At 31.0% G+C, this 21,420-nt stretch carries 21 protein-coding genes, 1 tRNA gene and 2 pseudogenes; 8 read left to right on the top strand and 16 right to left on the bottom strand.

Going from position 1 to position 21,420, the window contains the following annotated elements; translation table 11 throughout:
• The first annotated feature begins 89 nt into the window (after positions 1 to 89).
• Positions 90 to 1,952, top strand: coding sequence for an ABC-F family ATP-binding cassette domain-containing protein (locus tag KEC48_RS15610; protein WP_211963448.1), 1,863 nt, complete (start codon positions 90 to 92; stop codon positions 1,950 to 1,952).
• 10 nt (positions 1,953 to 1,962) lie between these two features.
• Here the strand turns inward: KEC48_RS15610 and KEC48_RS15605 are convergent, their stop codons facing one another.
• Positions 1,963 to 2,331 (bottom strand): DUF2500 domain-containing protein, encoded by a 369-nt coding sequence (locus tag KEC48_RS15605; protein ID WP_211963447.1) that lies wholly within the window; start codon positions 2,329 to 2,331, stop codon positions 1,963 to 1,965.
• A 159-nt stretch (positions 2,332 to 2,490) separates the two neighbouring features.
• On the opposite strand from KEC48_RS15605, the gene KEC48_RS15600 reads away from it, so the two are divergent.
• The 4 genes from KEC48_RS15600 to KEC48_RS15585 all read left to right on the top strand — a co-directional run bounded on the left by KEC48_RS15600 (position 2,491) and on the right by KEC48_RS15585 (position 8,084).
• Positions 2,491 to 3,909: a glycoside hydrolase family 1 protein gene (locus tag KEC48_RS15600; protein WP_211963445.1), complete on the top strand. Its 1,419-nt coding sequence runs from the start codon at positions 2,491 to 2,493 to the stop codon at positions 3,907 to 3,909.
• 64 nt (positions 3,910 to 3,973) lie between these two features.
• The gene (locus KEC48_RS15595; protein ID WP_211963444.1) at positions 3,974 to 5,392 is read left to right on the top strand and encodes a glycoside hydrolase family 1 protein; all 1,419 of its coding nucleotides are present in this window, start codon (positions 3,974 to 3,976) and stop codon (positions 5,390 to 5,392) included.
• A gap of 52 nt (positions 5,393 to 5,444) precedes the next feature.
• Complete coding sequence (locus KEC48_RS15590; RefSeq protein ID WP_087359216.1) at positions 5,445 to 5,867, top strand: VanZ family protein; 423 nt, start codon at positions 5,445 to 5,447, stop codon at positions 5,865 to 5,867.
• Positions 5,868 to 5,870: 3 nt separating this feature from the next.
• Positions 5,871 to 8,084, top strand: coding sequence for an alpha-galactosidase (locus KEC48_RS15585; RefSeq protein WP_211963442.1), 2,214 nt, complete (start codon positions 5,871 to 5,873; stop codon positions 8,082 to 8,084).
• A gap of 43 nt (positions 8,085 to 8,127) precedes the next feature.
• Here KEC48_RS15585 and KEC48_RS15580 read toward each other — a convergent pair whose 3' ends face one another.
• Positions 8,128 to 8,589, bottom strand: coding sequence for a GNAT family N-acetyltransferase (locus KEC48_RS15580; RefSeq protein WP_211963440.1), 462 nt, complete (start codon positions 8,587 to 8,589; stop codon positions 8,128 to 8,130).
• 116 nt (positions 8,590 to 8,705) lie between these two features.
• Positions 8,706 to 10,778, bottom strand: a complete 2,073-nt coding sequence (locus KEC48_RS15575) for a glutamine synthetase III (protein WP_211963438.1) — start codon at positions 10,776 to 10,778, stop codon at positions 8,706 to 8,708.
• A gap of 172 nt (positions 10,779 to 10,950) precedes the next feature.
• Here KEC48_RS15575 and KEC48_RS15570 point away from each other — a divergent pair, with 172 nt between their 5' ends.
• Positions 10,951 to 11,631: a response regulator transcription factor gene (locus KEC48_RS15570; RefSeq protein ID WP_211963436.1), complete on the top strand. Its 681-nt coding sequence runs from the start codon at positions 10,951 to 10,953 to the stop codon at positions 11,629 to 11,631.
• Between the two features lie 42 nt (positions 11,632 to 11,673).
• On the opposite strand, the gene KEC48_RS15565 is transcribed toward KEC48_RS15570, so the two are convergent.
• The 11 genes and pseudogenes from KEC48_RS15565 to KEC48_RS15515 form a co-directional block, all read right to left on the bottom strand.
• Positions 11,674 to 12,417: a carboxymuconolactone decarboxylase family protein gene (locus tag KEC48_RS15565; protein ID WP_211963434.1), complete on the bottom strand. Its 744-nt coding sequence runs from the start codon at positions 12,415 to 12,417 to the stop codon at positions 11,674 to 11,676.
• 331 nt (positions 12,418 to 12,748) lie between these two features.
• Positions 12,749 to 13,444: a carboxymuconolactone decarboxylase family protein gene (locus KEC48_RS15560; protein ID WP_211963432.1), complete on the bottom strand. Its 696-nt coding sequence runs from the start codon at positions 13,442 to 13,444 to the stop codon at positions 12,749 to 12,751.
• Positions 13,445 to 13,457: 13 nt separating this feature from the next.
• A pseudogene (locus KEC48_RS15555) lies at positions 13,458 to 14,138 on the bottom strand (aldo/keto reductase); the annotation flags it as partial.
• Positions 14,139 to 14,220: 82 nt separating this feature from the next.
• Positions 14,221 to 14,385, bottom strand: a complete 165-nt coding sequence (locus tag KEC48_RS15550) for a hypothetical protein (protein ID WP_211963428.1) — start codon at positions 14,383 to 14,385, stop codon at positions 14,221 to 14,223.
• A gap of 12 nt (positions 14,386 to 14,397) precedes the next feature.
• Positions 14,398 to 15,138, bottom strand: coding sequence for an IS3 family transposase (locus KEC48_RS15545; RefSeq protein ID WP_283092247.1), 741 nt, complete (start codon positions 15,136 to 15,138; stop codon positions 14,398 to 14,400).
• Between the two features lie 20 nt (positions 15,139 to 15,158).
• Positions 15,159 to 15,905: a helix-turn-helix domain-containing protein gene (locus tag KEC48_RS15540; protein ID WP_087357659.1), complete on the bottom strand. Its 747-nt coding sequence runs from the start codon at positions 15,903 to 15,905 to the stop codon at positions 15,159 to 15,161.
• 63 nt (positions 15,906 to 15,968) lie between these two features.
• Positions 15,969 to 16,328: pseudogene (locus KEC48_RS15535) on the bottom strand (aldo/keto reductase); the annotation flags it as partial.
• A gap of 150 nt (positions 16,329 to 16,478) precedes the next feature.
• On the bottom strand, positions 16,479 to 17,021 hold the full coding sequence (locus tag KEC48_RS15530) for a flavin reductase family protein (RefSeq protein WP_211963423.1): 543 nt from the start codon (positions 17,019 to 17,021) through the stop codon (positions 16,479 to 16,481).
• Between the two features lies 1 nt (position 17,022).
• Positions 17,023 to 17,385: a MerR family transcriptional regulator gene (locus tag KEC48_RS15525; RefSeq protein WP_211963421.1), complete on the bottom strand. Its 363-nt coding sequence runs from the start codon at positions 17,383 to 17,385 to the stop codon at positions 17,023 to 17,025.
• A gap of 230 nt (positions 17,386 to 17,615) precedes the next feature.
• Positions 17,616 to 18,368, bottom strand: a complete 753-nt coding sequence (locus tag KEC48_RS15520; RefSeq protein WP_211963419.1) for an ABC transporter ATP-binding protein — start codon at positions 18,366 to 18,368, stop codon at positions 17,616 to 17,618.
• Positions 18,353 to 19,597 carry a hypothetical protein gene (locus KEC48_RS15515; protein WP_211963418.1) on the bottom strand — a complete coding sequence of 415 codons (1,245 nt, stop codon included), beginning with the start codon at positions 19,595 to 19,597 and terminating at the stop codon, positions 18,353 to 18,355. Before KEC48_RS15515 ends, KEC48_RS15520 begins: the two co-directional genes overlap by 16 nt.
• 185 nt (positions 19,598 to 19,782) lie before the next feature.
• Here KEC48_RS15515 and KEC48_RS15510 point away from each other — a divergent pair, with 185 nt between their 5' ends.
• Entirely contained in the window at positions 19,783 to 20,373 is a 591-nt protein-coding gene (locus tag KEC48_RS15510; protein ID WP_211963417.1) for a hypothetical protein, read from the top strand.
• A 247-nt stretch (positions 20,374 to 20,620) separates the two neighbouring features.
• The gene (locus KEC48_RS15505) at positions 20,621 to 20,998 is read left to right on the top strand and encodes a LytTR family DNA-binding domain-containing protein (protein WP_211963416.1); all 378 of its coding nucleotides are present in this window, start codon (positions 20,621 to 20,623) and stop codon (positions 20,996 to 20,998) included.
• 114 nt (positions 20,999 to 21,112) lie between these two features.
• Here the strand turns inward: KEC48_RS15505 and KEC48_RS15500 are convergent.
• Positions 21,113 to 21,187 (bottom strand) — tRNA-Arg (locus KEC48_RS15500).
• 17 nt (positions 21,188 to 21,204) lie between these two features.
• Entirely contained in the window at positions 21,205 to 21,405 is a 201-nt protein-coding gene (locus tag KEC48_RS15495; protein WP_087360299.1) for a hypothetical protein, read from the bottom strand.
• Positions 21,406 to 21,420 lie beyond the last annotated feature (15 nt).

Here is a 21,420-nt window from a genome sequence, read left to right as displayed (position 1 = left end):
ATTATACAAGGTTATGTTTAAACAATCAACAATAACTTTTAGAGTTTATATTTTCAATGATGTATGTTACAATGGACAAGGTGATAAATATGATACTAGCTTGTTCATCTTTAAAAAAATCATTTCAGGGAACTGATTTACTTAAAGATATTACTTTTAAAATTGAAAAACATGATAAATTAGCTATTATTGGTGTCAATGGTGCTGGTAAGACAACCTTATTAAGAATCATCTGTGGTGAGGAAAGTTATGACAGCGGTGAAATCTTTATGCCTAAAAGTACCAAAATAGGCTATTTATCACAACATAATACACTCAATCCTGATTTGACTGTCTATCAGGCATTAGAAGATGTTTTTCAATCCTTAATCATGAAAGAAAAGCGTCTTCGTGAACTTGAACAACAAATGTCCTCTCATCAACATTTAGACTCTATTATGGATGAATATGAACGCTTAACATATGAATTTGAAAGTCAGGATGGTTATAGCTACCAAAGTCAAATCAAAGGTGTTTTAAAAGGCTTAGGTTTTGATGAATCTATGTGGGATATGCCTATTTCTATTTTATCCGGTGGGCAAAAAACACGTCTTTCTTTAGGAAGATTGTTATTATTAAAACCAGACCTTTTACTTTTAGATGAACCAACCAATCATTTAGATGTAGAATCCATTGAATGGCTGGAAAATTATTTAAAAAACTATCCTCATGCCATTATTATGGTATCTCATGACCGTTATTTTATTGATCAGATTTCTAATCAGATTGTAGAAATTGAACATGGGAAAGCCACAACTTATAAATGCTCATACCAAGAATATGCCATCATTAAAAAGCATAATCGTGAAGTTGAATTAAAACATTATATTGATAATCAAAAAGAAATCAAACGTATGCAGGAAAGCATTGATTTGTTAAAGTCATTTAACCGTGAAAAACAGGTCAAACGTGCTGAAAGTAAAGAAAAAGCACTCGCAAAAATGGAAAAAGTCGAAAAACCAGATGCCCTGCCACAAGCCATACGTATTCAATTTCAACCTTTAGTAGAATCAGGCTATGATGTTCTCAAAGTCAAAGACTTAGCGATGGCATTTGATAAACCTTTGTTTGAACACATCAGCTTTGAAGTCAAAAAGCAACAACGTGTCGCTTTAATTGGACCAAATGGTATTGGGAAGACAACATTATTTCATCTCATCTTAAATGATTATATGCCGACTTCTGGTAAAATCAAATTAGGAACAAAAGTCATGGTTGGTTACTATGATCAGGAACATACATCTCTCTCATTTCATAAAACCATTTTTCAAGAAATCAGTGATACATATCCCCAAATGAATAACACGGAAATTCGAAATGCCTGTGCATCTTTTCAATTTAAAGGTGATGATGTCTTTAAAACAATTGATGTTTTATCTGGTGGAGAACGTGGACGTATCGTTTTAATGAAACTTTTGTTGTCGCGTTGTAATTTTTTGATTCTTGATGAACCAACCAATCATTTAGATATTGAATCTAAAGAAGTTTTAGAAGATGCTTTATTATCATTTGAAGGAACAATCTTATTTATTAGTCATGACCGTTATTTTATTAATAAACTTGCCACACAGGTGGTTGAAATGAATGCTCATGGATGTCATGTCTATACTGGAAATTACTCACAATACTTAGATAAAAAAGTAGAAACCAAAGAAACAAAAGAAAAAAATCAATCTTATATAGAAACCAAAAAAGTCCAATCATTACAACGTAAACATCAAAATCAAATCAAAAAGATAGAAAAAGAAATCTCTCATTTAGAAGAACAAATAAAAGATTTCAATCATCAACTCCAACAAGAAGATGTTTTAAATGATTATAAAAAATATAACGAAGTCATTCAAAACATTGATAAAACAAATCATCAACTTGAAGATCTTCTTGAACAATGGGAAAATATGCAAATGGATTAAAGATAACTCTTTAATCCATTTTTTCTCTCACAAATGAAATATAACGTGTTCCCTGAAAAGTAAGTTCACCGACATCATTTTCAGCCAACATACCATAGTCATTTCCTTTTAAAGCAAATTCCAGACGATCACCACTTTTGACTTCAAATGTAACATAATAAAAAGTTGTGGAATGAGCCATCATATTATCTCCATGTAAGTGACTAGAAACAACCATGCGTTTAGATACAACTTTTGCTTTGACAGTCAGTCTTGGTGACTGGTTATTACGATGCCACTGCGATATACCTTTAATAATCATAAAAAGAAATGTACCCGCAATGATAAAAAAAACAATCATAAAAATCATATCAAAACTATTATTTTCTACGAAAATCATGCCTTTTCCCTCCCTACTGATATCATAACATAACCATGTGTATAAATGATGAATATCAAATTTTCATCTGATAAAAAATATTTTCAACTTCTGGAAATTTTTCTATTTAAAGAGAGTTTTCGTTATAATAGTTTTTGTATAAAAAGAGGAGGAAAAAAGATGATACACAAAACATTAAAACCATTTCCTAAAGATTTTCTTTGGGGAGCAAGTACTTCTGCTTATCAGGTAGAAGGTGCAAATTTAGAAGATGGAAAAGGTCCATCTTGTCAAGACGTGAAAAAAGTACCAGAAGGAACTTCAGATTTAACAGTCTGTGCTGACCAATATCATCGTTATAAAGAAGATATTGCCTTAATGGCTGAAATGGGATTTAAAACTTATCGTTTCTCTATTGCCTGGACAAGAATTTTGCCACAGGGAACTGGAGAAGTTAATCCTAAAGGAATTGAATATTATAATAATGTGATTAATGAATGTTTAAAATATGGTATTGAACCCTTAGTCACAATGTTCCACTTTGATATGCCTGCAGCCTTAGATGAAAGAGGAAGCTGGGGAAATAGAGAATCTGTTGACTGGTTTGTCAATTTTGCGAAAGTCATGTTTGAAAACTTTGGTGACAGAGTTAAATACTGGTTAACAATCAATGAACAAAATGTTTTAACTTTAAGTGGTCCTGTGATTGGAACACTACATTTACCAGAAGGCTGTACAAATGAGTTAAAAGAAATTTATCAACAAAACCATCATATGTTAGTTGCTCAAGCCAAAGCGATGGCTTTATGTCATGAAATGTTGCCAAATGCCAAAATTGGACCAGCACCAAATATCTCACTTGTTTATCCAGCCAGCTGTAAACCAGAAGATGTTTTGGCTGCGCAAAACTTCAACGCTATTAGAAACTGGTTATATTTAGATATGGCTGTTTATGGTGTTTACAACAACATTGTTTGGGCATGGTTAGAAGAAAATGATGCAACACCTGAATTTGCTGAAGGTGACGCAGAAGCTTTAAAAAATGGACATCCAGATTTCATTGGTTTCAACTACTACAATACTGCTACTTGCCAGTGGTCTGATGGGACAGAAGATTTATCTGGTGCTGCTGATCAACAGACTTCTAAAGGCATTACTGGAATGTATAAAGGATTTAGAAATCCAAACTTACCAACAACTGAATTCGGTTGGGAAATTGACCCTCAAGGATTTAGAGCAACGATTCGTGAAATGTATTCAAGATATCGTTTACCATTATTAGTCACTGAAAATGGTTTAGGAGCTTATGATACATTAACAGAAGATGGAAAAGTTCATGATCAATATCGTATCAAATATTATCAAGATCATATCTCACAAGTTCGTTTAGCAATTAGTGATGGATGTGAAATGTTAGGATATTGTCCTTGGTCTGCTGTTGATTTAATTTCAACTCATGAAGGTATGGTTAAACGTTATGGATTTATTTATGTTGATAGAGATGAATTTGATTTAAAAACTTTAGATAGATATAGAAAAGATTCTTTCTATTGGTATAAAAAAGTCATTGCTTCTAATGGTGAAGATTTAAGTGATTAACAAGTTTTATCTATAGTCAAAGTCTTTGATTTTCTATATAATAAATATAAGGGAGGAATAAAAAATGATACATAAAACATTAAAACCATTTCCTAAAGATTTTCTTTGGGGAGCAAGTACTTCTGCTTATCAGGTAGAAGGTGCAAATTTAGAAGATGGTAAAGGTCCATCTTGTCAAGACGTGAAAAAAGTACCAGAAGGAACATCTGATTTAACAGTCTGTGCAGATCATTATCATCATTATAAAGAAGATATTGCCTTAATGGCTGAAATGGGATTCAAGTCTTATCGTTTCTCTATTGCATGGACAAGAATTTTACCACAAGGAACTGGAGAAGTTAATCCTAAAGGAATTGAGTTCTACAACAATTTAATCAATGAATGTTTGAAATACAACATTGAACCTATTGTGACAATGTTCCACTTTGATATGCCTGCTGCCTTAGATCAAAGAGGTTCATGGTCAAACAGAGAATCTATTGACTGGTTTGTGAATTTTGCGAAAGTTATGTTTGAAAACTTTGGTGACAGAGTCAAATATTGGTTAACAATCAATGAACAAAACATGTTAACTTTGGTTGGTCCTGTCATTGGAACACTAACAATCCCTGAAGGATGCACAAATGAGTTAAAAGAAATTTATCAACAAAACCATCATATGTTAGTGGCTCAGGCCAAAGCGATGGCTTTATGTCATGAAATGTTACCAAATGCTAAAATTGGACCAGCACCAAATATTTCACTTGTTTATCCAGCCAGCTGTAAACCAGAAGATGTCCTAGCTGCACAAAATTATAACGCTGTAAGAAACTGGTTATATTTAGATATGGCCGTTTATGGTGTTTACAACAATATCGTTTGGGCATGGTTAGAAGAACATGATGCGACACCTGAATTTGGTGAAGGTGATGCAGAAGCTTTGAAAAATGGTCATCCTGATTTCATTGGTTTCAACTACTACAATACTGCCACTTGCCAGTGGGAAGATGGAACTGTAGAATGCGATCCTGGTGCTGACCAGCAAACAGCTCGTGGTGAAACAGGAATGTATAAAGGATTTAAAAATCCAAACTTACCAACAACTGAATTTGGATGGGAAATTGATCCTCAAGGATTTAGAGCCACTATTCGTGAAATGTATTCAAGATATCGTTTACCATTATTAGTCACTGAAAATGGTTTAGGAGCTTATGACACATTAACAGAAGATGGAAAAGTCCATGACCCATATCGTATTGAATATTTAAGAAAACATATTGAACAAATCAGACTTGCAATTAGTGATGGATGTGAAATGTTAGGTTATAATCCTTGGTCTGCTATTGATTTAATTTCTACTCATGAAGGTATGAAAAAACGTTATGGATTTATTTATGTTGATAGAGATGAATTTGATCTTAAAACTTTAAAACGTTATCGTAAAGATTCTTTCTATTGGTATAAAAAAGTCATTGCTTCTAATGGTGAAGATTTAAGTGATTAGAACTTGTCGAAAAAGACAAGTTCTTTTATAATGTTTTTGAGGTGTGCCATTCATGAAAAAAATCAAATATTTTATACCATCAATATTTTTAATGATTCTTATTTTTATGTTTTCTCATCAAACAGGAAGTGAATCATCTGGATTAAGTTCACAAATTGTTTTATGGATTCAAACATATTTACATATTCCCATTAGTGAATTTATAGTCAGAAAAGCCGCTCACATGAGCGAATATGCTCTTTTGACCTTGACATTGATTTATGGTTTTTATAAAAATCACTACCCTATCCAAAAAATCATGATTTACTCTCTTATAGGAACATTTTTATATGCATGTAGTGATGAAATGCACCAGCTATTTATTGGAGGTCGAGCCGGACAGTTTACAGATGTACTTATTGATACATGTGGTGGATGTCTTACGATTATTTTTTATGATGTATTAACAAAATTGAAATATAAACAAAGGAGATAACATATGCCTATTATTTATCATCAATCAAGCCAAACATTTCATCTTTATAATGATTCAATCAGTTATATTTTTAAAATTCTCAAAAATTATCAACTTGGTCAACTTTATTATGGAAAGCGTGTCCATGATAAAGAACAGTTTGACTATTTATTAGAACTATTCCCTCGTCCTATGTCACCCTGTCAATTTGAAGGTGATTTGACTTTCTCAATGGAACATATTAAACAAGAATATCCAACCTATGGTCATGGTGATATGCGTCATCCTGCGATTGATATCACTCAAGATAATGGCAGCCATTTACTAGAGTTACAATATCAAAATCATTGTATTTTCAAAGGCAAACCTTCTTTTGAGGGTTTACCTGCCACTTATATTGAAGATGAAAATGAAGCCACAACACTCATAATCACTTTATATGATCATGTTATTCAATGTCAGTGTCAGCTCAGTTATACAATCTATGAAAATAGACCCGTCATCACTCGCCACGTTAAAATTGAAAATCAAGGAACACATTCTTTGACTTTAAATCAAATCATGAGTATGTCTTTAGATTTGCCTGATTGTGATTTTGAAATGGTTGAATTAACTGGAGCATGGTCAAGAGAAAGACATGTCAAAACAAGGCAACTGGAACATGGCATTCAATCTATATACTCATTAAGAGGTCATTCCAGTCATCATTTTAATCCTTTTATCGCATTGAAAAGAAAAAATTGTGATGAATATCATGGTGAAGTCTATGCTTTTAGTTTTGTATACAGTGGAAACTTTTTAGCACAAGTTGAAGTTGATACTTATGATGTCACACGTATCATGATGGGTATTCATCCACTTGGTTTTTGTTGGACTTTAGCGCCTAATGAAAGCTTTCAGACACCAGAAGTCGTTATGGTTTATACTCCAAATGGATTAAATACAATGTCACAAACATATCATCAGCTCTATCAACAACGTTTAACAAGAGGTCTATATCGTGACCAAGTTAGACCTATTCTCATCAATAACTGGGAAGCCACTTATATGGATTTTAATGAAGAAAAGATTTTGTCTATCGCAAAAACAGCAAAAGAATTAGGTATTGAACTCTTTGTCTTAGATGACGGATGGTTTGGAAATAGAAATCATGATCGTGCTGGTTTAGGTGACTGGTATCCCAATCTTGAAAAATTGCCTCATGGTATTCAAGGATTATCTCAAAAAATCAATGATTTAGGTATGCAATTTGGATTATGGATTGAACCAGAAATGGTCAATAAAGATTCCAATCTCTATCATTTACACCCACAATGGGTTTTACAGACACCCAATCGTACATTAAGTCATGGCCGTCATCAATATGTTTTAGATTTTTCTAATCCTGAAGTGGTTCAATACATTTATCAAATGTTATATAAAATTTTATCAACATCACACATTTCTTATATCAAATGGGATATGAATCGCAGTATGAGTGAAGTGTATTCTTCATGCCATGATCATGAACATCAAGGACGTGTCATGCATGAATATATTTTAGGTGTTTATCATCTTTATGATATGTTGACAACACAATTCCCACATATTTTATTTGAATCATGTGCCAGTGGTGGAGGAAGATTTGATCCTGGTATGTTGTATTATGCCCCACAATGCTGGGCCAGTGATAACAGTGATGCGATTGAACGATTAAAAATTCAATACGGTACATCTTATGTCTATCCCCTATCTTCCATTGGTTCTCATGTTTCAGCTATTCCTAATCATCAAGTTTTTAGAAATACACCTCTCCATACCAGAGCCAATGTTGCCTATTTTGGCACTTTTGGATATGAATTGGATTTAAATGAGCTTTCTTTAAAAGAACGTGAGGAAGTCATGCAAGAAGTTCAATTCATGAAAAAATATCGTTCTCTATTCCAGTTTGGCACATTCTATCGCTTGAGAAGTCCATTTGAAACAAATGAAACAATATGGATGGTTGTTTCCTCACAAAAAGATGTTGCGATTGTGGGATATTATCGTCCTTTACAACAAGTGAATGTTCAATATAATCGTGTGAAGCTGTTAGGACTAGACCCACACAAAAAATATCATGTGTCTATTCATGACATAGATTGTTATGGTGATGAATTAATGAATATTGGTTTATTACTTAGTGATTCATCAAGTGGTGAAAGCAAAGATCATGTCGGTGATTATGTATCACGTTTATATATTTTAAAAGCCAAATAAGTAAAAGGCTATAAAGAAATGATGCTCTTTATAGCCTTTTTCATTAAAGTTTCTTTTCCATTAAATATCTTCTCATACGTACACCACGTCTTTCCACAATCTGTTCCTGTAAAACAACATAGCCTTGTTTTTCAAAGAATCGCTGTGATGTCACAGAAGCCGCAGTATTCATAAAGCCAATGCCTTTTGCTTTGGCATATTTTTCTAATTGTTTAACAATTAAAGAAGCAATTCCTTGATGTAGATAATCTGGATGAACATACAGTCTATCTAAATATCCTGTTTCACCAACATCCCCAAAACCAATAATCTGTGATTCATTTTCTACAACTAATGTATGATTTCGATTCAAAGATGCCTGCCAGCGATAAACATCAGGTTCCTTTGGTGCCCATGCATCCAATTGTTCCAATGTATAATCATTCACACAGACAGTATGAATATTATCATAAAATAATTTTAATACAGCCTCTAAATCACTTTGCTTATATAATCTCGTTTTCATCTACACCACCCCTTCAAAGCTATTTCCATTATAACATACTCTTTGCAAATAAGAAACATTTTCACTTATTTACCCTTTCATTTTAACGATATAAAAAATCAGCACAAGCTGATTTTTTAAATACCAAATAATAAATCCATATATGTTGGCATAGGCCAATATTTTTCATCAACACTGTTTTCAATAGAATCAACAATTTCTCTTAATGTATTCATTGTTGTTAAAACATCATCACGCCATATTTTTGCAATCTCGAAAATATCATCTTGAACATGTTGTGCTCTTTCAATATGTTTTTCTAAAATCATCATTTGATTTTTCATTTGAGATAACAATGATGAAAGATTTTTAACATCATCAATCACATAATCACAACCGATATTTAATTCTTTCATATGCAAAGATGTTTGTGTTAATTGATTTAGATAAGATAAAGCGGCTGGATAGATTTCATTTCTTGCCATTTTTAAAGCCGTTAAAGCCTCTACCTGAATTGTTTTATTATAGTTTTCAAGCAAGATTTCATAACGTGCCTGAAGTTCAATTTCACTATAAATACCTAAACGTTTAAACATTTGAATGTTCTTTTCATCTTTTAAACATTCCATCGCATCCACTGTGTTTTTACGATTTGGAAGTCCTCTACGTTTTGCTTCTTCTTCCCATTCATGAGAGTAACCGTCACCATTGAAAATAATTCTTTGATGTTGAGATAAGAATGTTTTAATGACTTCCATTGGTTCTTGTCCCTGTTCAATCAAATCAGCCATTTCTTCCATTTCATAAGCCAAAATAGAATTTAAGACAGTATTAGGTCCAGCAATAGATTGTGAAGAACCAACTGCTCTAAATTCAAATTTATTACCTGTAAAAGCAAAAGGAGATGTACGATTACGATCTGTATTATCTTTAGAAAAATCAGGAACAACAGAAACGCCTGTCTGGAATCTGGCTTTATCATTATTTTCTAATTCTTCTCCTTCAATAATCGCATGAATCAGTTTATCCAAATCTTCTCCTAAAAACATTGAAATAATGGCAGGTGGTGCTTCGTTCGCTCCTAAACGATGATCATTACCAGCTGTCGCAGTAGACATGCGCAATAAATCAGCAAACTCATCAACAGCTTTAATAGTACAAGCAAGAGCAGCTAAAAAAGGCAGATTTTCAATAGGATGAGGACCTGGATTAAATAAGTTCACTCCCGTATTTGTCACAACAGACCAGTTATCATGTTTTCCTGAACCATTGACTCCCGCAAATGGTTTTTCATGAAGCAGACATCTCAGTCCATGTTTTTTAGCAATATCCTGCATCAACAACATCAATAAATGATTATTATCTGTTGTAATATTGACATTACGATAAACACAAGCCACTTCATGTTGTGCTGGAGCAACTTCATTATGTTTGGTTTTTGATGGAATTCCATATTTCCATAATTCATGATCTAATTCCTTCATGAAAGCTGCAACTTTACGTTTTAAACTTCCAAAATAATGATCTTCCAGTTCTTGCCCTTTTGGTGCCATAGCCCCGAATAAAGTTCTTCCTGTCAACTTCAAATCCATACGTTTTTGATAAAATTCATCAGCCACCAAAAAATATTCCTGTTCACTTCCTACTGAAGCATCAACATGTGTCACACCTTCCATGCCAAGCATTGGTAATAAACGACATGAAGCTTTTGTTAAAGCATCTACTGATTTTAATAAAGGTGTTTTCTTATCAAGGGCTTCTCCTGTATAAGAACAAAATAATGTTGGAATATACAAACTTCCATCTTTTACAAAAGCTGGTGAAGTACAATCCCATGCTGTATAACCACGTGCTTCAAAAGTCGCACGTAATCCCCCACTTGGAAAAGATGAAGCATCTGGTTCCCCTTTTCTTAGTGTTTTTCCACTAAATTCTAAAATCGCTTTATTTCCATCTGGTTCTAAAAAAGCATCATGCTTTTCAGCTGTTAAACCTGTCATAGGCATAAACCAGTGCGTAAAATGAGTCGCTCCATTTTCTACAGCCCATATTTTCATCGCATTCGCAATCACAGTAGCTGTTTCTTTCGCTAATGGCTCACCTTGATCTAATGCTTTATGAAAAGCCTTATATGTTGAATTTGGAATTCTTTCTCGCATCACATCATCGCTGAAAGTCAAACATCCATAATTTTCAAGTAACTTATTCATATCCATGAACAATACATCCCCCTTTTTTCAACCATTGTATCAATTTCTTATCATCATGTCTATATAAAATCTTAACACTCATCTATAAATTCAATCAAAATTTCATGAAATATTTTCATATTCTATTGTATTTTTCTTATTTCATATTATACTTATGAGGAGGTGAAATTTTATGTTTGGACAATTTAAGGCTCTTATTATTCACAGTCAGCAAGATTTCAATAATCAAATCAAAGACTATTTAGAATCTAAAGACTATATTTGTCAACAAGTCATAACATATAAAGATTTAGAAAATTATTTTGAAAATCAGACTTATGATTGTGTCATCATTGAAGATAATTTTCCACGTATTCGTATTAGAGATTTTTTAGTTCAAATCAAATTACATGGTCAACCCATTGTTATTGTATTAAGTGATGCCCTAGCTCCAGATTATTTAGAATCTTTATTAAATGCAGGGGCTGATGATTACTTAATAGAACCTTTTGCACTCAAAGATTTAGATATTAAAATTCAATCTGTTTATAAAAATGGAATCTTAAAACCTAGACGTATCTATCGTTTCAAAGATATTGTCATGGATACAACAGCCAGAACATGTTCATGTCATGGAAAAGCACTGACACTGACTAAAAATGAATACAAGCTTTTATCTATTTTAATTGCTCATCCCTATCAACCTTTTGGTGTGTCATATCTTTTTGAACAAGTATGGGGTTCTTCTACATATGAAGATGGTACATCTATTCCAGCTTTAATTAGTAATGTCATTATGAAATTAAGACTAGCTAATAATGAACAGGAATATATTAAACGTTTTGGAAAAGATAGTTATAAAATGGCTTTTTAACAGATAAGTTTTGAGGAGTTCAAAGAAATGAACTCCTCTTTTTTATGCTAACTCTTTAATGGCTTGAAAAGCATTAAAAATACAAGGAAAACCTAAATAAGGTAAACATTGAATTAATGCACTATAAAGCACTTCTAATGAATTTCCTACCTTTATATTACCTAATGCATGAGCATAAAGCTGACCACTTGCATTTAAGGCTGTCAAAATACAAAAAATTAATAATTCTCTTGTTTGGATATCCATTGCTTTTCTTGTATAACAATCTCCAAAACACCATTCTGTTAAAAATCTTGGTAATGCCTCACGAAATTCTTCTGGCAAATATTGATAACGTTCTTTAATTTCATCACCATATAATTCTTTTTGAATCGCAAGTCCACGTTCATATCTTTCATCATCTTTAAAATCACATTGAGGATCTAATGGCAATTCAATACCTCTTTGTTGGAGTACTTCATTAAAAATACCAATCGCATTCAAAGTTCTTGGATAACCGATAAATGGTGCACATTGATAAAAAGCTTCTCTTAACTCTAAAGGTGTCACCCCCACATTCAATGCAGCTTGAACATGAGCTTTTAATTGTGGTAAAGTCTGTAAAACCGTTAAAACTGTACAAGTTATCATTTCCCTTTGTTGATCTGTTAAATTTCCAATATCAAAGACTTCACCAAAAATCAATCTTTGTAATTGTGCCATAAACTCAGGATCATGCACATCCACTGTCTGTTCCTTTAAAAATAACTGTTCATACTTTTCTTGACTACGTTTTATTCGATTCATAAGCTTCACTCCTTCTTGTTATTGTTAATGATATTATAACATATTTTATACTCATTTGATGATACTGAATACACATATACCAATAAAGAACTATATGCAAGTCGCTTACATATAATTAAAAATAATACAAATTCAGAAAGTCAAAAACAACTCCATGAACTATCATATGAACATAGTTCACTTTAAAAAGATGCCAATATTATAAATGATATAAGTATTCAAAGTGATTGAACTGAGCCATTCACAGAAAGCCTGTGAGGAAAACGATTAACCACTATATTCAAGCACAAGTCCTACCATCAAAATATCAATGATTATTTTAACATTGACTTTATGATTCGATAGCCTTTTGAATACATGTCATAGCATTCAGACTACGAGGATAACCCATATAAGGCAAACATTGTGAAACAACTTTTCTTAAAAAAGCTTCATCATTTCCTAAGTTCATATTTCCTTTCGCATGAGCAATCAATTGGGGTTCACAACCACCTTGTGCCATTAAAAAACAAAAAGTAATCATCTCACATTGAGCTAATGTTAAACCAGTACGTGTATAAAAATCACCAAAACAGTTATCAGCTAACCATTGATTGATATGACCATTTTTCCATGCTTCTTTCATATGGTCACCAAAAATGATAGCTTGTGTATTAGCACCTTTTTCTAGACGATTATCCCTTGTTGTCGTTTTTTGTGATGGTAAAGGTAATGCGATGTTTTGTTTTTCTAATTCTTCATTAACAATATTTAAAAATGGTAACATTTTAGCAAAACCTAAATAATCACAAGATTGATAAACAACTTCTTTTACCATAACGGGTGTCAGTCCTACCTGTAATGCCTGTGGTAAAATAAAACGAAAAGCCTCCTGCCCCTGACATCCTAATAAAGTCGCCAGAATAGCCATATAACGTGTTACATCATCTAATTCCTGTCCTTTTTGATGAATCACTTCATCTCCTGCAAAGTGCTCAAAAATATCCATAAATTCTGGATCTGTTTCATATAATTTCTTTACATCCATTGTCATTTCCTCCTTAAATTTTTTGTTTCCCTGTTGACCATACATGTTTTTGTTTGGCATTTTCTAAAGTATTTTGTGCCATCACACCAACTAATGCATGAGGAACATAGGCTTCTTCTAAATAATGAATATCTTCATCTGTCAATTTCAAATCCACAGCTTTGACTGCTCCTTCAATATGATGAAGTTTCGTTGCTCCAACAACTGGACTTGTTACTTTTGTAAGCAACCAAGCCAATGCAATTTCTGTCATAGATACATGATAGTGATCTGCCAGTTCCATCACACGTTCAATAATAATCTGATCTTGTTTGGCTGTCTGATCATATTTCAAACGAGCATAGCTATCTTCAACTAAACGCTTCGATGTTTCTCCTGGTTTCTTTGATAAACGTCCTCCAGCCAAAGCACTATAAGGTGTCATCGCCATATTGTTTTCCTGACAATATTTTACCATTTCACGTTCTTCTTCTCTAAAGATTAGATTATAATGCCCCTGAACCGATACAAATGGTGTCAGATGATAACGTTCTGCCAAATCATTAGCCTGAGCCAACTGATAGGCATAACAATTAGAAATCCCAATATATCTGACTTTTCCTGCTTTCACCATATCATCTAAAGCTTCCATAATATCATATAATGGTGTCTGATAATCCCACATATGATAAATATATAAATCTACATAATCCATTGAACCGCCCCTGTCAAGTAGACAGGTGAAATAATTAAAAATGTTTTTGATGAAGTTGCCGAGGAGACAACTTCATTTTTCTTTATGCAGCTAATGTTGTATTACTTGTATAATGTTCTTGTTTATATTTTATGATTCTTTTATTTTCTAATATTGGATATTGATTTGGTGTTTGTAATGATAGTGCTTCTCTTCTCACTTCATATGGTGTCTTTACTCCAAATCTTCTTTGATATCTTTCATACATGTAATAATGAATTCAATCATCAATAGCCTTAATAAGTTCGTCCTTTGTGTTGTAATGTTTTCCATAATAATACATCTCACATTTCATGATTCCCCAAAAGCCTTCCATTGGTCCATTATCTATGCAGCAGTGAACTCTTGACATGCTTTGTGTCATTCCCTGCTCTTTAAGCATATTTACAAAGGCTGGACTTGTGTATTGATATCCTCCATCCGAATGACATAAAGGATGTGCATCTTTATTAGCTTGAATTGCTTTATCAAATGTATTAAAAACAAGAATATTATTATTGTGATTACCAACTTCATAACTGACGACTGTTCTATCATAGAGATCAAGAAATGCACTCAAATAAAGCTTATATTCATTATGTGGGCCATATTTGAATTCTGTGACATCAGTTACCCATTTTTCATTTGGTCTTGATGCATTGAAATCTCTATTAAGATTATTCTTAGCTGTGTTGTTATTTTTTCTAACTGTACAACTTCTTCGTTTAGGTCGAATGATGCTTTGAATACCTAATGTCCTCATGATCTTATAGATACGTTTGTCACTATAATGTCTATGATGATCTCTATTTATTCTATCAGCCATCATTCTATAACCTAATAATCCGTTATATTTTTTATGATATTCTTTGATCAGCTCAGCTATCTCTTCATTTTCCTTGTCTACAATACTCTTTTCATGATGAAGCCATTTATAATAGTTTGCACGTTTGACATCAAGTATTCTACACATAAGTGATATATTTGGTGTGTTTCCTTTATCTACTTCTTCTTCGCTAATTTCTTTGATTGCTTCATATTCTTCTTCATATTTGCTTTCTCTGTATATCGCCTTCTTTCTATCTCGTCCAATTTTTTTAACATTCTTACCTCCAATAGTGCCATTTCAAGTTCATATTCCTTTTGTTTGAGCTGTCGTTTTAATAAAGTCATTTCATCAACTTCTTCATCAGCTTTATGATGTCCACGTCTATCACCTAAACCATCTTCGCCTTTTTCCTTATACTTCTTGACCCAATTAAAGACATTAGCGTAAGTTGTTTCAAATACCTTAGCTGTTGTCTTATAGTCCAAATCATGTTCAAGACAATACTTTACAATTTCAATACGTTCTTCTTTATTTACTTTTCTGCTTTTCGCCATATAGATATCTTCTCCTCCAGGAATGTAATCCTTCAATTCCATATGACTATTATAATCTTTTATCCACTTTATGATAGTGCTATTAGAAGAAATATTATATTTTATTGCCAGATCATCTAATGAACCTTCGCCGTTTAAATAAGCATCTACAACCATCTGTTTAAATGTTTTAGTATATGCATTATTTGATTTTAAATCATCAAAAGCTGATTCACCAAAAGCATTGTATTTTTTAACCCATCTATAAACAACCATATTATTTGTGCCAATTTCATCAGCTAATGAATAAGTAGATCCTTCACCATTCAAATAACGTTTACATATTTCTATTTTTAGTTCTTTAGAATATTTGCTTTTTCTTCCCAATATAAAAACCTCCCGTATCAGTGTTTAATTATTTACACTGTCTACTAGGAGGTTATCATATCACATTCCTAGATTTTCTAGACTTTTATTTAGTTGTCTTTCAATATGTTCTCTGGCACTCATATTTTGTGCAATTTCTTCTTCTGTACGTGGTAAAAATTTTGTAGCAACAACAACATCTTCACGATTGGCAAAATCTTTTAATGCTCTACCAAGGTATTGTTCGCTGGTACCACTTTGATATGCAATCGCTGTATCAAAGAAATTAATTCCTTCATCTAATGCCTTTTTCACAATTTCTCTTGTATGCTGTTCATCAATTGTCCACGTATGCTGACCATTTTTCGCATCACCAAATCCCATACATCCTAAACAAATACGAGATACTTTTAAATCAGAATTTCCTAATTGAATATATTCCATAATCATTCTCCTTATAACCTCACTCTTGTGAACATTGATTAATATCCTCTCTAAATTTTAAGAAAAATAGCAGTATCAGATAATCTATTTCTCCTATTTATATAAATAAAGTCATTGTTTTATATATAGATTTTTGAAAAATTTTTTGTCTTATTTTTTTAATTTTAAACACTTCCCTAAAATGTCTCCTGTTGATAAGTATTGATATGTGGGCATTTCAAAAAGAACTGGTTTCAATTTTGCATAATCTATTTTGTTTTGATCATTTAAAACACTTTCATCAACATATGTCGCAACAATCGTACAAATAAAATTATCAAAACCTTTTGTTTCATAAATATCTTCCACCTGACATTCCATCACAACTGGTGATTCCTCAATGACAGGTGCTCCTGTTTTTAATATCTGATAAGCAAAAACTTGTGATTTATCCGTTTGATGACCACTGACTGATCCAACATAATCGGCTTTTGCTAACATATCTTGACTGACTAAATTTACAGTTAATGTACGATTTTCTCTAATTCCCATATTTGTATAATGAGGTTTTGCTAAACTTAACATAATATAATCATGCCCCATAATACCTAAATGCCCAACAAGTACATAATTAGGTGTATTATTGACCATAGCTCCTACCACCACTAATGGTGTTGGATATAAAGCTAAAGATTTTCCTATATTTTTTTGCATATCAATCACCCTTTTTTTGATTTTCTTTTTGAATTTCATATCTTAAATAATCTAATCGTGATATTTGTTTTTCCTTAAAATGCACTTCACTTAAAATTCCATTTCTTTTCTTATTTAACATATCCATACGTTGTTTTTGAGTATCACTTCCATCAACTAATAATCTCATATACTTTTCAATATCTTCATTTGTAAACCCAATATCATGAAGTGTCATAATAATACTTAAACGTTCAATATCACTATCATCATAATTCCATGTCCCCATTACCTTTTTCACTTCATCACATAATCCCCATTTTTCATACTCTTTGAGTATTTTAATCGGTATATTATATTTCTGACTTGCTTCTTCTATTGTCATATACAAACTCCTTTCTTCAAAAAATAAAGGTATTCCATCTAGGAACACCTTTATTATAAAAAGAGTTATACACAGTGTCTAATACTTATATGTTATCATCGATTATGCCTTTAAAGTATTGATAAAACACATAAAAGTTTCATAACTATAATCAACAATCTAATACTCCATTGACATATTTGCATTAAAATAAATATTTATCTGCTTCTAAAAATAGATACATGTATTCTTTATAAAGTAATCCCCATAGAGATTTGAGCAATACGTGAATAATATTCTTCAAAAGAATCTTCACCTCTATATATATGATCTTTGATGATACCATCTTCTACATAATACATTTCCTGTGAATAAGAAGATACTAAACAATCATGTGTGACCATGACAATTGTAATATGATATTTTTTATTAATTCCCGTAAAATATTCCATCAGTTGCTTAGAACGATAACTATCCAAATTTCCTGTTGGCTCATCACAAAAAATGATACTAGGTTGTTCAACCAAAGCTCTTGCAATCGCAATTCTTTGTTTTTGTCCACCAGAGCACTCAAAAGGATATTTATCAAGAATATCTTTAATATCTAATTCATCTACTATCTCCTGTATATCTTTTTCTTTGTCTTTAATATTGATTTTGTTTAATCGTAATCCTAAAATAATATTTTCTTTAACATCAAGAAAATCCATTAAGTTAAAGTCTTGAAAAACAAAACCAATCTTTTCTTTCCTAAATTCTGCTTTTTGTTTTTCACTCATTAAATAAGTATCTTGTCCAAGTAAATAAACATGTCCTGATGTTGGTTCATCAATAGTTGATAGTATATTAATTAATGTCGTTTTTCCTGAACCAGATTTCCCCATAATGCTGACAAATGATCCTTGTTGAATACTCATAGAAATATTCTTTAATGCGACAACCTTATGAGTCGTTTGAGGATTATATATTTTGGTTAATTCTTTTGTTTCTATGATTGTTTCCATTTTTCAATATATCTCCTTTCTTCATACAATGAAACCATACCCGATATAACAATTGGAAAAACAAATTCCATCATCAATACCATGACTAATAATAATGTGACTTCTTTTCTTAATAAACAAGGAACAAATACCAATGACAAATAAATGATTACCATCATAAATATAAATGTATAAAGAAAAAAGACTTCTTTAAGACAAATATGTTTGATTTCTTGAGGTGTTAATCCTAATTTATATAAATTATCATAATATGATTCCTTATTAACCCTTCTTAATCGAAAACGTGATATTAAAGCACAATCCAACAAAATATTACAAACAAGATAAGCAACTTGATACGTTATTAAAAATCTTGGATCTTCTTTATTCACAAGTACTGTAATGACTGTCAGGATGTCTATTAGAAAATAGAAAAATATAAAAAGATTTAATTGTTTTGTTAATAAGATAAATTGTCCGTAAAATATACTTTTAAATCCATCTATATTTTTTTGCATACTACGTTTTTTCAAATAAGGCGGTAAAATTCTTTTAATGACACCATATATACCAATTGCACATAATAGAGAAGGAATCATTTTTCCTTGATTCAGTGGTTCAATAGTTACAAAAATAAGACCTGATATAATCAAAAGGATATATATAACTTCAAAAACAATATTACGCTTATATATCTTAAAAGAAACCGTATCATCACCTTTGATAAGTGATGGAATATAAGATTGATTCACGTACTCAAATTGCATAAATATTAAAACTAAAAATACTGCACCCACAAACCACAACGCTTCTAGAAATGAGTTATAAGAATAATCAAAAATAGATATTTCAATATCCATATAATTATAAATAAAGATATTCATCAAAGGAATGAAAATAAGACTTATAAGCATTGCGAAAATACAAGAAATAATGAGAATAATTACCATTTGTATCATTTGATATCCGACTACTTTTATAGGTTGATATCCAGAAATTCTTAAAAATCCAATAAGCTTAGAATTAATCTTATTATAATACTGGCAGGAATAAACAATCAATGATATACAAATCAAACACACTGTTAAAAAAATAAGTGATTTATACAAAAACACCATATCAAAATTACCAGGTTGTGATGGATTTATAAGCTGATTATTAAATACCTGTAAAAGCAAAACAATACATAATATAGATAGAGATAATGTTCCCACTAGATTATAACTCTTTTGTTTTTCTTGCCACAACATTTTTATAGAATGATATATCATAGAACTCACCTATCCTTATAATAATTATATTCTTGATAAGACATCATGTACAGATATATCCAGCTTCAAAAAAATTTGTCACAAAAAGAATATGTTTATCACATACAAATAGTTATTTTTCCCTCTTTTGTGTATAATTGCATTGTAGGAAAGAGGAGAATTATATGAAATATCAATTTGAAATGAAAAAAGATCACCAAACTTTACCTGGAAAAATCATTGTCAGCATTATTTATTTTTCATTTTACTTTATAAGCATGAAATTATTTATTCATTATTTACCTTTTATAAATCAATGGATTATTATGACTTTATGTTTATTACTTTACTTATTGATCATTATTCCAATGAATTTTACACCAAGATGGCTTTTAAACAACCAATCAATAATTATCATCCAACCTTCTGGAATAATAGATATATGGAGATGTTTATTGTTTAAGGAAACCATTCAAATGATAGATTACAAAATCATTCAAAGTATTTCAATCACTTTCGCAAAAACATCATCACAATATATATTTAATAACGCTTATGTTATTCTTTTCAATATTCAATTGAAATCTGGTGATTGTATTATTTTTGATTCTTTACTTGGAATGAATAAAGATAAGTATTTAGAAGGGATTCGTTTATTACAAAAAAAAGGAATTCATATTATTGATCAATATCATATTATGAATGTACTACAAGATGATCAAATGACTTTATGGGAATATTTAAATAAAATGGAAGAAGGTCATATATATGATTAATATTCTTTGGTTACTAGAGCAACCTTTCCATGAAAAAACACGAAAAATAATAGAAGATAGACTTCAATGTAAAATTCAAATCTCATATTCCTTTCATATTCATAAGCACTATGACATTATCGTTTTTAATCACTATTCTTTTTTAAAGCATTTTGTTTTTTATCAAAAGAGAAATCTTATCTTTTTTGTTTATAATGATGAGAAAAACATTTTAAATAAGCAAAGTATTTATATTGATTATTATATAATGGAAAAAAATTTATATACAGATTTGTGTAAAGCTATTTTTGAATCTAAAAATCTTTTACTTAATATGATGAATACACTTTATCTTAAAAATGGTCATATTTATTATCATATAAAAAAAGACAATATTATTTATATTGAATCTTACAAAAATAATATCATCATTCATACAGCTTATACTCAATATACTTTAAGATATACTTTAAAAAAAATAAGAGAAATACTAGGAGTAAAATTTATTCAATGTCATAAATCTTTCATCATTAATATAGATTATATCAAATCTATAAGAAATAATTTTGTTGTATTAAATAATGAAGATCAAGTTCCTATTGGTTATAAGTATAAAGAATCTCTAAAAGAAATTAACATCATTTAAAAAAATCTATGATATAAAAAGTCATATGATATCTATGAATAAATAGTAAGGTCAGCTATTCTAATGATATAATCAAAAAAACCGAAAACAAAATGTTTTTCGGTATCTTTTCAATGGCCTCCCTAGTAGGAATCGAACCTACAACTAGTCCTTAGGAGGGACTTGTTATATCCATTTAACTATAGAGAGAAAATCATGAACATGTTTTATTCTAACATGTAATCTTCTATAATGCAATTGGTCATTCTCATTTGATTCCATCTTTTCAATAATGTTTCAATATAATAAATAGTCATCAATTCATACCATTCTCCTGTCTTTAAATCGACTAAACAATATAAATGATTTTCTCTTTTGATTAAACCCAAACGATAATAATATAAAGCTGCTTGTATATCAATAGACATTTACAAAACCCCCTA

Source organism: Clostridium sp. C1, assembly GCF_018223625.1.
Taxonomy (GTDB): domain Bacteria; phylum Bacillota_I; class Bacilli_A; order Erysipelotrichales; family Coprobacillaceae; genus Allocoprobacillus.
The sequence above is the reverse complement of the archived record's forward strand: the minus strand, read 5'-3'. Positions and strand labels throughout refer to the sequence as shown.

Bases quoted from the DNA above. Each gene is read 5' to 3' on its own strand.
- KEC48_RS15595 (WP_211963444.1), top strand. From the start codon at position 3,974: ATGATACATAAAACATTAAAACCATTTCCTAAAGATTTTCTTTGGGGA.
- KEC48_RS15495 (WP_087360299.1), bottom strand. From the start codon at position 21,405: ATGTCTATTGATATACAAGCAGCTTTATATTATTATCGTTTGGGTTTA.
- KEC48_RS15560 (WP_211963432.1), bottom strand. From the start codon at position 13,444: ATGGATGTAAAGAAATTATATGAAACAGATCCAGAATTTATGGATATT.
- KEC48_RS15610 (WP_211963448.1), top strand. From the start codon at position 90: ATGATACTAGCTTGTTCATCTTTAAAAAAATCATTTCAGGGAACTGAT.
- KEC48_RS15565 (WP_211963434.1), bottom strand. From the start codon at position 12,417: ATGAATCGAATAAAACGTAGTCAAGAAAAGTATGAACAGTTATTTTTA.
- KEC48_RS15520 (WP_211963419.1), bottom strand. From the start codon at position 18,368: ATGGAAACAATCATAGAAACAAAAGAATTAACCAAAATATATAATCCT.
- KEC48_RS15525 (WP_211963421.1), bottom strand. From the start codon at position 17,385: ATGACAATAGAAGAAGCAAGTCAGAAATATAATATACCGATTAAAATA.
- KEC48_RS15575 (WP_211963438.1), bottom strand. From the start codon at position 10,778: ATGAATAAGTTACTTGAAAATTATGGATGTTTGACTTTCAGCGATGAT.
- KEC48_RS15505 (WP_211963416.1), top strand. From the start codon at position 20,621: ATGGAAAAAAATTTATATACAGATTTGTGTAAAGCTATTTTTGAATCT.
- KEC48_RS15550 (WP_211963428.1), bottom strand. From the start codon at position 14,385: ATGTATGAAAGATATCAAAGAAGATTTGGAGTAAAGACACCATATGAA.
- KEC48_RS15515 (WP_211963418.1), bottom strand. From the start codon at position 19,597: ATGTTGTGGCAAGAAAAACAAAAGAGTTATAATCTAGTGGGAACATTA.
- KEC48_RS15605 (WP_211963447.1), bottom strand. From the start codon at position 2,331: ATGATTTTCGTAGAAAATAATAGTTTTGATATGATTTTTATGATTGTT.
- KEC48_RS15530 (WP_211963423.1), bottom strand. From the start codon at position 17,021: ATGCAAAAAAATATAGGAAAATCTTTAGCTTTATATCCAACACCATTA.
- KEC48_RS15600 (WP_211963445.1), top strand. From the start codon at position 2,491: ATGATACACAAAACATTAAAACCATTTCCTAAAGATTTTCTTTGGGGA.
- KEC48_RS15580 (WP_211963440.1), bottom strand. From the start codon at position 8,589: ATGAAAACGAGATTATATAAGCAAAGTGATTTAGAGGCTGTATTAAAA.
- KEC48_RS15585 (WP_211963442.1), top strand. From the start codon at position 5,871: ATGCCTATTATTTATCATCAATCAAGCCAAACATTTCATCTTTATAAT.
- KEC48_RS15590 (WP_087359216.1), top strand. From the start codon at position 5,445: ATGAAAAAAATCAAATATTTTATACCATCAATATTTTTAATGATTCTT.
- KEC48_RS15510 (WP_211963417.1), top strand. From the start codon at position 19,783: ATGAAATATCAATTTGAAATGAAAAAAGATCACCAAACTTTACCTGGA.
- KEC48_RS15570 (WP_211963436.1), top strand. From the start codon at position 10,951: ATGTTTGGACAATTTAAGGCTCTTATTATTCACAGTCAGCAAGATTTC.